Consider the following 15,626-nt stretch of genomic DNA (forward strand, 5'->3'; position numbering starts at 1 on the left):
CCTGTGCAGGAATATAAACTCTGGTACGATCGCCCGGCACAAGTATGGACCGAAGCATTACCATTGGGAAACGGCCGTTTAGGGGCCATGGTATATGGAATAGAATCACCCGCTCGTTTGGACAAAAAGGAGCGGGCGATTCTTTGCATTTATCCTTTTTATATTTTACATTTGCCAGTAAAAAAGAAATTATGGCAGATAATTATATAGAAAGACAGCAGGAACAATATGAAGCCAGAAAAGCAGCTTGGAAACAAGCACAGAAGTATGGTAAAAAGAAAACCGGAACAACGCATCAGGTGAGAACGGGACAAGCTGACAAGATACCTTCCGATGCAAACAGACGGAAAAGAAGAGTTTTCGTAACAGGCGGAGCGGAAGGAATAGGCAAAGCAATCGTAGAAGCATTTTCTCAAGCGGATTGCCTGGTCGCTTTCTGTGATACGAATGATGCATCCGGTCAACAAACTGCAAAAGAAACAGGAAGCATATTCCACAAGGTTGATGTAAGCAATAAAGAGTCGTTGGAGAATTGTGTCCTGCAAATTCTGAAGGAATGGGGCGATCTTGATATCATTATTAATAATGTAGGCATTAGCAACTTTTCTCCTATCACGGAAACAAGTATAGAGGATTTCGACAAGATTCTCTCTGTCAACCTGCGTCCTGTATTTATCACTTCACGATTACTTGCCATTCATCGTAAAGCCCTTTCCTTTCCCAATCCTTACGGAAGAATTATCAATATCTGTTCCACCCGTTATCTGATGAGCGAGCCCGGAAGTGAAGGTTATGCCGCCTCAAAAGGTGGTATCTATTCTTTAACCCATGCATTAGCCTCATCATTATCCGAATGGCACATTACGGTAAACTCTATTGCACCGGGGTGGATACAGACACATGACTACAACCAGCTCCGCCCGGAAGACCATTCACAACACCCTTCCCGGCGAGTGGGCAAACCGGAAGACATTGCCCGTATGTGCTTATTTCTTTGCGAGGAAAACAATGACTTCATCAACGGAGAGAACATAACCATTGACGGAGGAATGACGAAAAAGATGATTTATGTGGAATAAGTCTATCCTTCTTGGGATGTCACGCCAATGCGATCTAATGCATTTCGAGTAATCTCAATCCCCGTCTCTACAATGGACTCTGCATGATGAAACTCCAGCATATCATAAGCATTGCCGGACATCCGTATTAATATGTCCGGCTGACAGCGTTCTATCTGATAACGAGTAATTTGTTGCATCATCATTCTTGAAGATTCTGTCAACAGATTATAAGGACTCATCTTCTTTCTCTTTCCGCAATCAACCGGTGCATTCACATCGACTGCTATCAAAATATCTCCTTCGGTGCGATGTACATGATTGAGCGGGAGGGGATTCAAGATCCCCCCGTCAATCAATACCATGCCGTCTTTCCGCAAAGGGCGGAAAAGCATTGGTATGGAAATGGATGCGCGGATAGCCTCATGTAAGCTGCCACTATCGAATCTCACCTCCTGATCACAAACAATATTGGTGGCCATGGCAACATAAGGAATCGGCAAGTCCTCGATGTTCATATCGGGGATTATCTCCTTTAACTCTTTGATGAAGCGATCTCCTTTCACCAGTCCGTCCCGACTTAATGTGAGGTCTGCCAGTTCCCACATCTTGCGCTTATCCCAGCTATACAGCCATTCTTTGCATTCTTCCAGTTTTCCCGAAGCATACATCGCTCCCACCATTGCTCCCATTGAACTTCCGGCAATAGAAGTTATTTCATAATTGTGACGTAATAATTCTTCTATGACTCCAATATGTGCAATACCACGCGCACCACCCATAGAAAGGACTAATGCTACTTTCTGTTTTCCCATAATAAATCCATTTTCTACAAAGGAAACAAATTCCGGAGAAAAAAGTCGGTTAGAAACATATAATTATCGCAAATTACTATTCGCCTTGCAGCATTCCACTGTTTACCCCAGGGATTAGGCACTTTTATCCCGGGAGTTATCTACAACGAACCCATAGTGACGCTGTTCCAGCTATATAGAGACACTATACCCGACACATACCGTCACTCTTTTTTATCGGGAACAACAATCAATATAAATGTAATAAAAAATGGGCTGCCGAACCCTGAAAAGTCCGACAGCCCTGTCAACCCAAAAACGATACCTATGAAACACTGTGTGTTACTTTAAATCAAATAATATACGTTGACTATGAACCAGTTCATCATGCGTGATACGGTATTGATTGAATTTCTTTCCGTTCAATAACACCTTGTTAATATATAAAGTTCCCGGTTGAGTGCGATTGCTTTCTATCACTAATTCTTTTTCCTTATACCATTTCGGATCTAAACGAATAGTCACTTTATTGAATACAGGAGTCGTTAATGTATATTCCGGCAATCCGGGACAATCGGGATAAAAACCAATCATATTAAAAATAGCCCATGCAGACATTGTCCCTGTATCATCATTACCGGGAATACCATTCGGCTTCGTTGTAAAGTACTTATCCAACAGCCGTTGTGTTTCTTTCTGCGTGCGCCATTCCTCTCCTCTAAAATAAGAGAATAAATGAGCATAGGCAATATCCGGTTCATTGGCCGGGTCATAAAGACCTTCGTCAAAAACCATTTGCAGTTTTTTGATAAAGGGGTTCTTTCCTCCCATTAACTTGGCAAGTCCATAAACATCATGTGGCACATAGAATGAATAATTCCATGCACTACCTTCATGGAAACCGGGATTCGGTTCAAAATTCTCCCCTTGTCTGGGATTAAACGGACTGTAAAAAGTGCCGTCAGGAAGAATCGGACGGAAAGTACCGAACTCTTTGCTATAATAATGCTTATAACCTAAAGAACGTTTATAAAACATTTCCGCATCCTTTTTCTTTCCCAAAGCTTCCGCAAAGCGAGACAACGCAAAATCTGCAATATAATATTCCAATGCATGAGATACCGAGTTATCATACTGCTCACGAAGCGGTACATAGCCTTTGGACATATAATCATCATTATCCGGACGCATCAGATTCTTTGCTCCCGGCAATGTAGCCGACTTATACATCGCTTCATAAGCCAAATCAACGTCAAAATCACGTAATCCTTTCATCCATGTATCTACGATAACCGGAATACTCGGATCACCTTCCATAGTCAATGTCTCTCTTCCATACAATTCCCATTTGGGCAGCCACCCATGTTCCCGATACATATCAAGCATAGTACGTACCATTTCCATTTGGCGTTCCGGATAGACCAATGTCAGCAACTGATGAACATTGCGATAGGTATCCCAGAGAGAAAACACTGTATAGCGGTCTCCCTTTGTCGTCATAATCTTATCACTCTCCATTGCCGGATATTCTCCGTTGACATCCTGTAATATATTCGGATGAATCAGCAAATGATATAGTGCCGTATAGAAAACAGTCTTCTGAGCATCAGTACCTCCTTCTACAGTAATTCTCGACAAATCGTCATTCCATTTTGCCCGAGCCTCTGCATGAATCTGTTCAAAGTTCCTACCCTCCTGTTCACGATCCAGATTCAGCCGGGCATTCTCTATACTGACAAACGAAACGCCCATTTGCACTTCTACCTGTTCGCCTTCCTCCGTATCGAACGAAAAATAAGTACCAACATCATCTCCTGCTATCTCTTTTCCATAGCGGGTATAAAGTTTATATTTTCCCTGGTCCGGATCCCATTCTGCCTCTACACCAGTCATAGGTCTCTGTTTCTTCCAATACCCTGTTGTTACAGGTGTTTTCTTTACCCGCATCACAAAATAAATAGGAAATACAGCTTGAGGATTATAACAGAATGTACCAAGCAGCTTCATTCCCTCAACTTCGCAATCGCTTACACGGCGAAGCATAGCACCACTTTCATTTGTCAGTCCCTCTCCCAGATTTAGTAGTATATGGCTCTTACCTTTAGGGAAAGTAAAACGGGCGATACTTGTACGTGGAGTAGCCGAAACCTCTGTTTTTACATTATACTTTGTCAGATAGTTGGAATAATAACCGGGTGAAGCCTGTTCATCCTTATACTTACTTCCATACTCCTTATAGTCTACATTCAACTCTCCGGTAGTAGGCATCAGCAACAAAGAACCTAATTCAGGACATCCGACTCCACTTAAATTAACATGAGCATATCCGGTAAAGAAGCAGTTGGTATGCTCATAAGGTGTGGACCACCAGCGGGCATCTTTATCGTATTTATTTTCTGAAGATCCCATTACATTGAAAGGAACCACAGACATCATCCCGTTCGGGCAAATTGCTCCCGGATTGGTAGTGCCAAAATTTGTTGTCCCGATAAAAGGATCAACATAATCTATCAAAAGACTTTTCTTCTCAGCAGGGGAGCTTCCTCCCTCTCCCCCATAAACGGGAAGAAGGATGAAAGCTAATGTGTAAGTTAATAGAATACGTTTCATATCTTATTAAATGATACTTGTCCGTTTAGTAAAATCAATAATCTCCTGAATATATCCGAAAGCCATACCCACAACGGTATCCGCCGCACCATAATAAACGGCTACACGTTCACCGTCCTGTAAAGCTGCACAAGGAAATACCACATTAGGGACATCCCCTTGAAGTTCATAAGGAGCAGCAGGGCCAAGCAGGTATTCGCGAGTACGATAAAGTACCTTTTCCGGATGATTTTTATCAAGTATGGCAGCCCCCATCGCATAGCGGAAACCATTACAAGTAGTAATAACCCCATGATAAAAGAGTAACCAGCCCTCATCTGTAAGGAAAGGAACAGAACCTGCACCGATCTTTGTGCATTGCCATGCACTTTCAGGGAATGGAGTTACTTTCATTACGCAACGATGCTCTCCCCAATATTTCATATCCGGACTGAAACTGATATATATATCACCAAACGGAGTATGACCGTTATCACTAGGACGACTCAACATTGCATATTTGCCGCCTATCTTTTGCGGAAAAAGAACGCCATTACGATTGAAAGGTAAGAAAGCATTCTCACATTGAAAAAATTCTTCAAAATCAAAAGTATAAGCGATACCGATTGTAGGACCATGGTAACCGTTGCACCAAGTTATCCAATAACGGTCTTCAATCCATGTGACACGAGGGTCATATTTATACTCCGATTCAATCATTTCTGTATTACCGGCCTTGAATTTTATAGGTTCATGGCTGATATCCCAATGAATACCGTCTTTGCTGAATCCTGTAAAGATATTCATCTGCACAGCTTTATTATCACAACGGAATACCCCTGCAAACCCCTCCTTAAAAGGTACGACCGCACTGTTGAAAATACTGTTAGATGAGGGAATATGATAACGTCCTATAACCGGATTTTGTGAATAGCGCCACATAACGTCTGTACATCCGGACGGACGGTCTTCCCAAGGCATTTGAATCTTACTCATAATCATTAAATTTTTATGTTATTTATTTTTTTGAATCATCATAAGTGAATGGTATAAAATAGGTAATCAGAAAAGCCGGAATTGTAGCAATCAAAACATAGATGAAGAAATCCCGATATCCTAATAAATCACTGAAATAGCCACTAACCATGCCCGGAAGCATTACTCCCAAGTTCATAATTCCGGATGCAAATGCATAATGCGACATTTGATGTTTCCCCGGAGCTATCTGTTGCATCATAAACAGTGTCAAACCGACAAAGCCAAAACCATAACCAAAATATTCCATAGTAATACAGGTTCCTATCAGATAAACATTGGTTGGTTGAGTTACAGCCAGAAAAGTATAGGCCACAAACGGAAGATTAAAAATACAACAAAGTGTAAAAAGTGTCCGTTTTAACCCGAACTTAGAGACATAGATACCTGCCAGCAAAGAGCCGAGCACAAAAGCTGCCGAACCAAAAACTCCATTTAACGTACCTATCTCTTTTAAAGACAATCCCAATCCGCCAACTTCTCTTGAAGCACGTAAGAAAAGTGGAGCTATCTTCATAATAAATCCTTCCGCCAAACGATATAATATAATAAAGCAGATATAGTAAAAAATATGCTTTTTAGTAAAGAAATTAGCAATTACCGCTACTAACTCCCGCCCTACTTCTGAGGTCGTCTTTTTTGTTGTAGACGGTATCTGATTAGACGGCAACATCCTTATATGATAGAGACCTATTAATACCATTATTGCCGCAATCACAGCAAAAATAATCATCCATGCATAAGAATATGCTCCTTTATTTGCTTCTAAAGAAGCCCCTTCTATTGCCCCAAAGTATTCTGCCAGTGCTCCCGCCATAGCAACTAATCCTCCGTTAGCTACCAACTTAGCAACATTATAAAATGCACCTTGCACTCCAATATATTTTGCCTGTTCTTCTTTATTCAGTTCAGCCATATATACACCGTCACAAGCTATGTCATGGGTAGCCCCACTAAAAGCAATAACAGCCATTGTAGAAATGCTAATAGCAAAAAAGTAATCGAAAAATAAAGAAAAAGCCACTATCCCAAATAATACCCCACTCAACAACTCTGTCACTAATACGAAAAACTTTTTCGTCCGATACATCTCAAGAAAAGGACTCCACAGGAATTTCAGTGTCCAAGGCATCATAATAAGAGAAGTCCAAAATGCTATTTGCGTATCTGAAATCCCTAAATCCTTGAACATAAATACAGAAACCAGATTAATAGCAATAAAGGGAATCCCCATTGCAAAGTAAGCGGTAGGCACCCAGTAAACCGGGTTGATAGTTTTCTGTTGAGAAACTGTTTTATTCTGCTGCATAAATCATAGTATATAGATGAAAAAAAATCTAATCCATTTATATATAATACAACTAAAAGAGGAAAACTACTAACGCCTCTCCTCTATTTTTTATTTTATTATCACTCTGTCTACTAATGATGATATAGTCAACAGCACAAATATACTAAGGAAAAATCTTTTTATCATGTTTTTATTTCGTTTCTTCTACTACTTTCATTATTTTTGTCTTATATAACACCCAATCATTAAATAATGAGTGAACTCTTAGTCTATAAAGCCTCCGCCGGTTCAGGTAAAACATTTACCCTGGCCGTGGAATATATCAAACTATTAATTCTAAACCCGCGAGCCTATCGTCAGATTCTTGCCGTAACCTTCACTAATAAGGCGACAGCAGAAATGAAAGAACGTATTCTTAGTCAGCTGTACGGTATTCAGACAGGAGACAAAGGATCCGAAGCCTATCTCAACCGTATCAAAGAAGAAACGGGAAAAACAGAGCAGGAAATACGGGAAGCAGCAAGCATTGCCCTTGGTTATATGTTACACGACTACAGTCGGTTTCGGGTAGAAACAATAGATTCTTTTTTCCAGTCTGTTATGCGCAATCTGGCTCGCGAACTGGAATTAAGCCCTAACCTGAATATCGAACTGAACAATACGGAAGTGCTTAGTGAAGCGGTAGACAGTATGATTGAGAAATTAGGCCCTACCTCTCCTGTCCTCGCATGGCTACTGGATTATATCAATGAGCGGATTGCAGACGACAAACGTTGGAACGTATCGGACGAAGTCAAGAATTTCGGCCGTAATATATTCGATGAAGGATATATAGAAAAAGGAGAAGGACTCCGTCATCGGCTACGCAATCCGGATACCATTAAAGAATACCGTAAACAGTTGAAAGCACTGGAGACTGAGATTTTGGAACAAATGAAGGGATTCTATGATCAGTTTGAAGGAGAATTAGACGGACATGCGTTAACTGCTGACGATCTGAAAAACGGTTCACGAGGAATCGGAAGTTATTTCCGTAAGCTCAACAACGGTATTTTAGGTAACGATGTTCGCAATGTTACAGTAGAAAAGTGTCTGGAAGATGCCAAAAACTGGGCTACAAAAACGTCTCCACGCTATGCAGACATTATTGCTTTAGCCAATTCCAGCCTTATGCAGATTTTGGAAGATGCAGAAAAGTTACGATCAAAAAATAACCTGTTACTGAATAGTTGCCGACTGTCTTTGCAGCATCTCAACAAAGTACAACTTCTCGCCAATATCGACGAAGAAGTACGCGAGTTAAACCGGGAAAATAATCGGTTCCTACTCTCAGACACCAATGCCCTGCTCCACCAATTAGTAAAAGACGGTGATTCCTCTTTCGTATTCGAAAAGATAGGAACGAACATCCGCAATGTTATGATTGACGAGTTTCAGGATACCAGCCGGATGCAATGGGGTAATTTCAAACTGTTATTGCTCGAAGGATTATCCCAGGGAGCCGACAGCTTGATTGTAGGAGATGTCAAACAGTCAATCTACCGTTGGCGTAATGGCGACTGGGGAATCCTCAACGGGTTAAATGACCATATCGACCACTTCCCGATTCGCGTCAAAACACTGGCAACCAACCGGAGAAGTGAAACGAACATCATCCGGTTTAACAATCATATATTTACGGCCGCTACTGATTATTTGAATGGAGTTTATAAAAAACAGCTCAACAAAGATTGTCAAGATCTGCAAAAGGCATATGCAGACGTCGTACAAGAATCTCCCTTAAACACCCAAAAAGGTTATGTCAAAGCCTCTTTCCTCGAACCGGACGAAGAACATGACTATACCGAACAGACACTTATCAGCCTGGGAGAAGAAGTCGAACATCTGCTCGCTTCCGGTATCCACCTGAACGACATAACTATTTTAGTACGAAAGAATAAAAGTATTCCCCGCATCGCAGATTACTTTGATAAGGAGCTGCATTACAAAATAGTGTCAGACGAAGCCTTCCGTCTTGACGCTTCCCTTGCTATCTGCATGATGCTGGATGCTCTTCGTTACCTCTCGGATGAAAACAACAAGATAGCACGGGCCCAACTTGCCATAGCCTATCAGAATGAGGTCTTACAGAAAGGACTGGATTGGAATACCCTCTTGCTTCTTCCCGCCGAAAGCTATCTTCCTACGGCATTTCTTGATAAAATAAAAGAGTTTCGGTTAATGCCTCTCTACGAGTTATTGGAAGAATTATTCAGCTTGTTCGAGATGAATCGCATCAAAGAACAAGATGCTTATTTATTTGCCTTTTTTGATGCAGTAACAGATTATTTGCAAAATAATTCTTCTGAACTCGACGGATTCATTCGCTATTGGGACGAAACTTTGTGTAGCAAAACAATTCCCAGCGGAGAAATCGAAGGGATCCGGATTTTTTCCATACATAAATCAAAGGGATTGGAATTTCATACCGTGCTTCTTCCTTTCTGTGACTGGAAATTAGAGAATGAAACGAATAATCAACTGGTATGGTGTGCTCCTCAAGAAGCGCCATTCAATGCTTTAGATATTCTTCCTATTAATTATTCCACGCAAATGGCAGAATCTATCTATGGAAACGATTATCTGCATGAACGCCTCCAACTTTGGGTGGATAACCTGAACCTGCTCTATGTAGCGTTTACCCGTGCCGGAAAAAATCTAATAATCTGGAGCAGAAAAGGGCAAAAAGGAACAATGTCCGAACTATTAGCAAATACTCTTCCTATGGTTGCCCTCAAAGAAGGAATCGAATGGGAAGAAGATTGTTATGAGCAAGGAGAACTCTGTCCGTCCGAAAAAGAAAAGGTCAAAGCCTCCACTAATAAATTAACCCAAAAAGCAGAAAAATTGCCCATTCAAATGGAGTCCATGCGGCACGACATCGAGTTCCGGCAATCCAATCGTTCTGCGGACTTTATCCAAGGAATCGAAGAAGAAGATTCGGACGACCGTTTCATCAATCGCGGACGTATGTTGCATACTCTGTTTTCTGCCATTGAAACAGCCGATGATATTGATCCGGCTATCGAACGATTAATCTTTGAAGGAGTTATTAGAGACCAGGAAAAAGAAGATACAGTACGTGAAGTTGTACAGAAAGCGTTTTCATCTCCCGAAATACAAGATTGGTATTCCGGAGAATGGACCCTGTTTAATGAATGTGCCATTATATACAAGGAAAAAGGAATATTACAAACTCGTCGCCCGGACCGTGTAATGATGAAAGACGGGCAGGTTGTTGTGGTTGATTTTAAGTTTGGTAAAGAAAATCCTAAATACAATAAACAAGTGAAAGGATATATGCAACTGTTGACGAAAATGGGTTATAAGAATATTACCGGATACCTGTGGTATGTAGATGAAGAAAAAATAGAAAAAGTATAAGACAGAACTCCGATTACAATAATATGAATTAGAAAAACGATTTAATCAATATGCAATCATTTCTCCAATTAGTAGCTCATGACCTATATGCCAAAATAGGAAATGACCTCTCTCGCACAGTACTCATCTTCCCTAACAAACGTGCCAACCTGTTCTTCAATGAATATCTGGCGGGAGAATCCGATCAACCGATATGGTCACCTGCCGCTATGAGTATCAGTGATCTGTTTCAGAAGCTATCTGTACAGAAAACCGGTGATCCGATTCGATTGGTTTGTGAACTCTACAAAGTATTCAAGGAAGAAACAGAAAGTCAGGAGACATTAGATGACTTCTATTTTTGGGGAGAACTGTTAATCAGTGACTTTGATGATGTAGACAAAAATTTGGTGGATGCAGATAAGCTCTTCAGCAATCTGCAAGACTTAAAAAGTCTAATGGATGACTACGAATTTCTAGATAAAGAACAGGAAGAAGCAATTCAACAATTCTTCCGGAATTTCTCCATTGAGCGCCGCACGGAGCTCAAAGAGAAATTCATATCTCTTTGGGATAAGTTAGGCACAATCTATCACCATTACCGGAAAAACTTAACTGAGTTAGGCATTGCTTATGAAGGAATGCTTTATCGCAATGTTATCGAACAACTTGATACAGATCAACTTAAATACGACAAATATATATTTGTCGGCTTCAATGTGTTGAATAAAGTAGAAAAAGAATTCTTCCGAAAACTGCAAAAAGCAGATAAAGCAATATTCTATTGGGATTATGACATCTTCTATACCCAACAAATCAAAAAACATGAGGCCGGAGAATTTATTAACCGCAACCTGAAAGATTTCCCGAACGAACTGCCTGCCAGCTACTTTGACTCCCTAAAGAAACCGAAGAAGATACGTTACATCTCCGCTTCTACTGAGAATGCGCAAGCACGTTTCCTTCCCGAATGGATACGTACTACTTTCTCATCCGATAATGAAAAAGAAAATGCCGTAGTTCTTTGCAATGAAGCCTTGTTGCTTCCCGTACTCCATTCTATCCCGGAAGAAGTGAAGAATGTCAATATCACAATGGGATTCCCATTGGCACAAACTCCGGTTTATAGTTTTATCAATGCGGCTATGGAACTACAAACCAATGGCTACCGTTTTGATACCGGTCGTTTCACCTACGAAACCGTATCAGCTATACTAAAACATCCATATACCCGCCAATTATCGACAAAAGCAGATATAATAGAACGGGAACTTACAAAAACCAACCGTTTCTATCCGCTTCCCTCGGAATTGAAACAAGATGAGTTTCTAGCTAATCTTTTCACTCCCCGTAACGGTATCAAGGAGCTATGTAATTATCTTATCGGACTTATCAAAGATATCTCTACCCTATACCGTAAAGAAGGAGAATACAACGATATATTCAACCAACTATATCGTGAATCTCTTTTTCAAAGCTTTTTGAAAATCAACCGTTTATATAGTTTGATTGAAAGTGGAGAATTAAATATACAGACCCATACACTGAAAAGATTAATCAGTAAAGTACTGACAAGTTCCAATATACCTTTCCACGGAGAACCTGCCATTGGAATGCAAGTTATGGGAGTACTTGAAACACGTAACCTTGACTTCCGTAATCTTGTAATGCTTTCGCTCAATGAAGGACAACTTCCTAAAACCGGTGGAGAATCTTCTTTTATTCCCTATAACCTTCGGAAAGCCTTCGGCATGACGACTATTGAGCACAAAAATGCAGTCTACGCATACTATTTCTATCGCTTGATACAGCGGGCAGAAAATATCACCTTGCTCTACAATACCTCTTCCGACGGCCTGAATCGCGGAGAGGAGTCCCGTTTCATGCTACAATTATTAGTAGAAGGTCCTCATGAGATTACTCGTGAATATTTAGAGGCCGGACAATCTCCCCAAAGTACCCCAAAAATAGAAATACCAAAAACACAGAAAATATTAGAACGATTATACCATATCTATGACGTTACCAATCCTAAGTCCCTCATTCTCTCTCCTTCAGCCCTCAATACATATCTCGACTGCCGTTTGAGATTCTACTTCCGCTATATAGCCGGATTAAAAACACCGGAAGAAGTGAGTGCGGAAATTGACTCCGCGTTATTCGGAACAATCTTTCACCGCTCTGCCGAACTAGCCTATACTGAACTGACATCCAATGGGCAAATGATACAGAAAGAGGATCTTGAACGCTTATTACGTAACGATGTTAAATTACAAGGTTACGTTGATCAGGCTTTCAAAGAAGAATTTTTCAAGGTTAAACCGGAAGAAAAACCGGAATATAACGGTGTACAACTCATTAATTCCAAAGTAATCACCTCCTATCTGCGACAACTATTACGCAATGACCTCCAATATGCCCCTTTCGAAATGGTTGCTATGGAACAAGCTGTTTCCGAAAAGATAACTATTCAAACTGACCTAGGTCCCTTCACAGTTCGCTTGGGCGGAACCATAGACCGCATGGATGCCAAAGAAAACACATTACGGATTGTTGACTATAAAACCGGAGGAACCCCCAAGACACCGGCTAATATCGAACAATTGTTCACCCCTTCGGAAACACGTCCGAACTATATCTTCCAAACTTTCCTGTATGCCTCCATTATGTGCCGGCAACAAACATTGAAAGTGGCTCCTGCCCTGCTCTATATTCACCGGGCAGCTTCCGATAGTTACTCACCTGTTATAGAAATGGGAGAACCCCGCCAGCCAAAGATACCGGTCAATAACTTCACCTTTTTCGAAGACGAGTTCCGCAAGCGATTACAAACATTATTAGAAGAGATTTTCAGTGAAAACGAACCTTTCACTCAAACAGAAGATATTAAAAAGTGTAGTTACTGCGATTTCAAAGCAATCTGCAAACGATGAGCATAAATATGATAATGATTGAATAAAAAAATGAACGGTGAATGCTGCATACAAGCACAAAACATTCACCGTTCATGATTTATAAATTACCGTTTTATATTCTATTTATCCAGTAATGGAATTGAGAAACTAAATGTAGATCCCTCTCCCTTCTTTGAAGTAAACCAGAGTTTACCACCATTCTTGATAACAAAGTCCTTACACAACAACAATCCGAGTCCTGAACCTTCTTCATTATTTGTACCGAAGGTACTAAAGTGCGTATCCGTATGAAGCAACTTCCTCTGATTTTCTTCATCAATGCCGCATCCGCTATCTTTCACACTAACGATTGCCATACCGTCTTCCTCAGCCAACGATACCACCACTTCCGCCCCCTCATTGCTAAACTTGATAGCATTACTAATCAGGTTACGGATTACCGTTTTAACCATATCAATATCAGCACGAACAGCTACATCTGCAACAGGTACATCCTGCACAATCTTAATATTCTTCAAGCCGGCTACCATTGTAAAGATCTCACTTACCCCCTCTACAACTTCTACCATATTGATATCCTGATAAACCACCTTCAATTTGCCAATCTGGCTTTTCGTCCATTTCAGCAGATTATCAAGTAATGAAAATACATCTTCAGTAGTTTGATTCGCCATTGTAAGCAACTCATACATCTCCTCGCCGATTGTTTCGCTCGGCAGGTTCAGAATCAACATATTCAGTACCATTTTGATAGACCCCATTGGCGAACGTAGGTCATGCGCAATCACAGAATAGAGTTTATCACGTCCCATAATTGTCTTACGTAATTCCTCTGTTTGTGCAACAATAATTCGTTTAGCCGCCACTAGCGAAATCTGATGTGTTACACGAATTATCAATTCTTCCTTGTTGAAAGGTTTCGAAATAAAATCATTACCTCCTACTTGGAATCCTTTTACGATGTCCGCCGTACTATTCAGCGCAGTCAGAAAAATAATAGGAATTTCAGACATTTCCGGATCTGCCTTCATCTGTTGAGCCACTTCAAATCCACTGATATCCGGCATCATTACATCCAGCAACACCAAATCCGGTTTTTCCTTCTTCACCTGTTCCAATGCTTGCGTGCCGTTACCGGCAGTTACAATATTGAATTTCTCATTAGTCAAAAGGACCTTCAACAAAAGGACATTTGATATTACATCGTCCACAATAAGGACCTTATATTCAGAAGGATTTATTTCCATATTCATAATTATCTTATTTTATGCATCAGACAGTTTTAAAATATTCAATCATATACTTCAGCCCGTCTTCCAATTCAATAGTAGGCTGCCAGCCGAGTTTTTCTTTTGCCAGTGTGATATCTGGCTGACGTTGTTTCGGATCATCATCCGGCAACTGCTTAAATACAATTCTCGAAGAAGAACCGGTCATACGAATTATTCTCTCTGCCAATTCCAATATGGGAAACTCATTTGGATTTCCAAGATTCACAGGTCCCGTAAATTCATCTTCCGTATTCATCATTCGTATCATCCCTTCAACCAAATCATCAATATATTGGAAACTACGTGTCTGTTTCCCGTCTCCATAAATAGTAATATCTTCATTATGTAGCGCTTGTAAAATGAAATTAGAAACGACTCGTCCGTCATTCGGCAACATCCGTGGACCATACGTATTGAATATACGAATAATCTTCACACGCACATTATTCTGACGATGATAATCCATAAACAAAGTTTCCGCACAGCGTTTTCCTTCATCATAACATGATCTGTATCCTACCGGATTCACGTTTCCCCAATAACTTTCCGGTTGCGGGTGAACAATTGGGTCTCCATATACCTCACTGGTAGAAGCCTGCAATATTTTAGCATCCAATCTCATTGCCAGTCCCAACATATTAATTGCTCCCATTACAGATGTTTTGGCAGTCTGAATCGGGTCATGTTGATAATGGATAGGAGATGCCGGACAAGCCAAATTATAAATCTCATCTACTTCAGCAGAATAAGGGTAAGTGACATCGTGTCGTACCACCTCAAAATGATGATTATCCATCAAATGCATGATGTTATCTTTTGATCCTGTAAAAAAATTATCAAGGCATATCACGTCATGACCTTCGTTTATAAGCCGGGTACAGAGATGAGAGCCAATGAATCCGGCTCCGCCACTAACCAATATTCTTTTCATTATATATTTTTCTATTGTTTACTAAAGAGACACCGTCTCTCCGTTTTGTTTATGGACACAAATGTAACCGATTTGCTCAAAATATACAATTTTAAAGAAGGATATTTTTGAAAAAAGATTAATTAAATAGTTTCACTTTCCGAAACAACTCATCACTGAGAAATGTTTATAATACTAAAGAACAACTTATTCAAACTGTTATGATAACAAATGACCCGAATACAAACCTGATAGAAGCGATGAAAGAAAAGCTTCCACTCAAAGGAAAACTGGCAGATATGTTAATGGATACTCTCTATATAGGCAAAGAAGCCGTATATAGAAGGTTACGTGGTGAGGT

At 40.4% G+C, this 15,626-nt stretch carries 10 protein-coding genes; 4 read left to right on the forward strand and 6 right to left on the reverse strand.

What is annotated here, in order from left to right; all coding sequences use genetic code 11:
- The first annotated feature begins 3 nt into the window (after positions 1 to 3).
- Complete coding sequence (locus BHV72_RS19615) at positions 4 to 210, forward strand: glycoside hydrolase N-terminal domain-containing protein (protein WP_502691042.1); 207 nt, start codon at positions 4 to 6, stop codon at positions 208 to 210.
- Positions 192 to 1,079 carry an SDR family NAD(P)-dependent oxidoreductase gene (locus BHV72_RS01220; RefSeq protein ID WP_022043078.1) on the forward strand — a complete coding sequence of 296 codons (888 nt, stop codon included), beginning with the start codon at positions 192 to 194 and terminating at the stop codon, positions 1,077 to 1,079. The genes BHV72_RS19615 and BHV72_RS01220 overlap by 19 nt, the downstream gene beginning before the upstream one ends.
- Positions 1,080 to 1,081: 2 nt before the next feature.
- On the opposite strand, the gene BHV72_RS01225 is transcribed toward BHV72_RS01220, so the two are convergent.
- From BHV72_RS01225 to BHV72_RS01240, 4 genes are all read right to left on the reverse strand, one after another.
- Positions 1,082 to 1,873, reverse strand: a complete 792-nt coding sequence (locus BHV72_RS01225) for a patatin-like phospholipase family protein (RefSeq protein WP_122264405.1) — start codon at positions 1,871 to 1,873, stop codon at positions 1,082 to 1,084.
- A 321-nt stretch (positions 1,874 to 2,194) separates the two neighbouring features.
- Positions 2,195 to 4,462: a GH92 family glycosyl hydrolase gene (locus tag BHV72_RS01230; RefSeq protein WP_122264404.1), complete on the reverse strand. Its 2,268-nt coding sequence runs from the start codon at positions 4,460 to 4,462 to the stop codon at positions 2,195 to 2,197.
- Positions 4,463 to 4,468: 6 nt separating this feature from the next.
- Positions 4,469 to 5,437: a 1,4-beta-mannosyl-N-acetylglucosamine phosphorylase gene (locus BHV72_RS01235; protein ID WP_005681191.1), complete on the reverse strand. Its 969-nt coding sequence runs from the start codon at positions 5,435 to 5,437 to the stop codon at positions 4,469 to 4,471.
- A gap of 22 nt (positions 5,438 to 5,459) precedes the next feature.
- Positions 5,460 to 6,785: an MFS transporter gene (locus tag BHV72_RS01240; protein WP_286853636.1), complete on the reverse strand. Its 1,326-nt coding sequence runs from the start codon at positions 6,783 to 6,785 to the stop codon at positions 5,460 to 5,462.
- A 234-nt stretch (positions 6,786 to 7,019) separates the two neighbouring features.
- On the opposite strand from BHV72_RS01240, the gene BHV72_RS01245 reads away from it, so the two are divergent.
- Both BHV72_RS01245 and BHV72_RS01250 read left to right on the forward strand, forming a co-directional pair.
- On the forward strand, positions 7,020 to 10,190 hold the full coding sequence (locus BHV72_RS01245; RefSeq protein ID WP_286853638.1) for a UvrD-helicase domain-containing protein: 3,171 nt from the start codon (positions 7,020 to 7,022) through the stop codon (positions 10,188 to 10,190).
- 50 nt (positions 10,191 to 10,240) lie between these two features.
- The gene (locus tag BHV72_RS01250) at positions 10,241 to 13,102 is read left to right on the forward strand and encodes a PD-(D/E)XK nuclease family protein (RefSeq protein WP_286853640.1); all 2,862 of its coding nucleotides are present in this window, start codon (positions 10,241 to 10,243) and stop codon (positions 13,100 to 13,102) included.
- A 101-nt stretch (positions 13,103 to 13,203) separates the two neighbouring features.
- On the opposite strand, the gene BHV72_RS01255 is transcribed toward BHV72_RS01250, so the two are convergent.
- Both BHV72_RS01255 and BHV72_RS01260 read right to left on the reverse strand, forming a co-directional pair.
- Positions 13,204 to 14,337, reverse strand: a complete 1,134-nt coding sequence (locus BHV72_RS01255) for a hybrid sensor histidine kinase/response regulator (RefSeq protein WP_005675730.1) — start codon at positions 14,335 to 14,337, stop codon at positions 13,204 to 13,206.
- Positions 14,338 to 14,356: 19 nt separating this feature from the next.
- Positions 14,357 to 15,286, reverse strand: coding sequence for a UDP-glucuronic acid decarboxylase family protein (locus BHV72_RS01260; RefSeq protein ID WP_258908651.1), 930 nt, complete (start codon positions 15,284 to 15,286; stop codon positions 14,357 to 14,359).
- Positions 15,287 to 15,626 lie beyond the last annotated feature (340 nt).

Source organism: Bacteroides sp. 43_46, assembly GCF_001915455.1.
GTDB lineage: Bacteria > Bacteroidota > Bacteroidia > Bacteroidales > Bacteroidaceae > Bacteroides > Bacteroides caccae.

Bases quoted from the DNA above. Each gene is read 5' to 3' on its own strand.
- BHV72_RS01260 (WP_258908651.1), bottom strand. From the start codon at position 15,286: ATGAAAAGAATATTGGTTAGTGGCGGAGCCGGATTCATTGGCTCTCAT.
- BHV72_RS01250 (WP_286853640.1), top strand. From the start codon at position 10,241: ATGCAATCATTTCTCCAATTAGTAGCTCATGACCTATATGCCAAAATA.
- BHV72_RS01240 (WP_286853636.1), bottom strand. From the start codon at position 6,785: ATGCAGCAGAATAAAACAGTTTCTCAACAGAAAACTATCAACCCGGTT.
- BHV72_RS01245 (WP_286853638.1), top strand. From the start codon at position 7,020: ATGAGTGAACTCTTAGTCTATAAAGCCTCCGCCGGTTCAGGTAAAACA.
- BHV72_RS01235 (WP_005681191.1), bottom strand. From the start codon at position 5,437: ATGAGTAAGATTCAAATGCCTTGGGAAGACCGTCCGTCCGGATGTACA.
- BHV72_RS01225 (WP_122264405.1), bottom strand. From the start codon at position 1,873: ATGGGAAAACAGAAAGTAGCATTAGTCCTTTCTATGGGTGGTGCGCGT.
- BHV72_RS01230 (WP_122264404.1), bottom strand. From the start codon at position 4,462: ATGAAACGTATTCTATTAACTTACACATTAGCTTTCATCCTTCTTCCC.
- BHV72_RS01220 (WP_022043078.1), top strand. From the start codon at position 192: ATGGCAGATAATTATATAGAAAGACAGCAGGAACAATATGAAGCCAGA.
- BHV72_RS01255 (WP_005675730.1), bottom strand. From the start codon at position 14,337: ATGAATATGGAAATAAATCCTTCTGAATATAAGGTCCTTATTGTGGAC.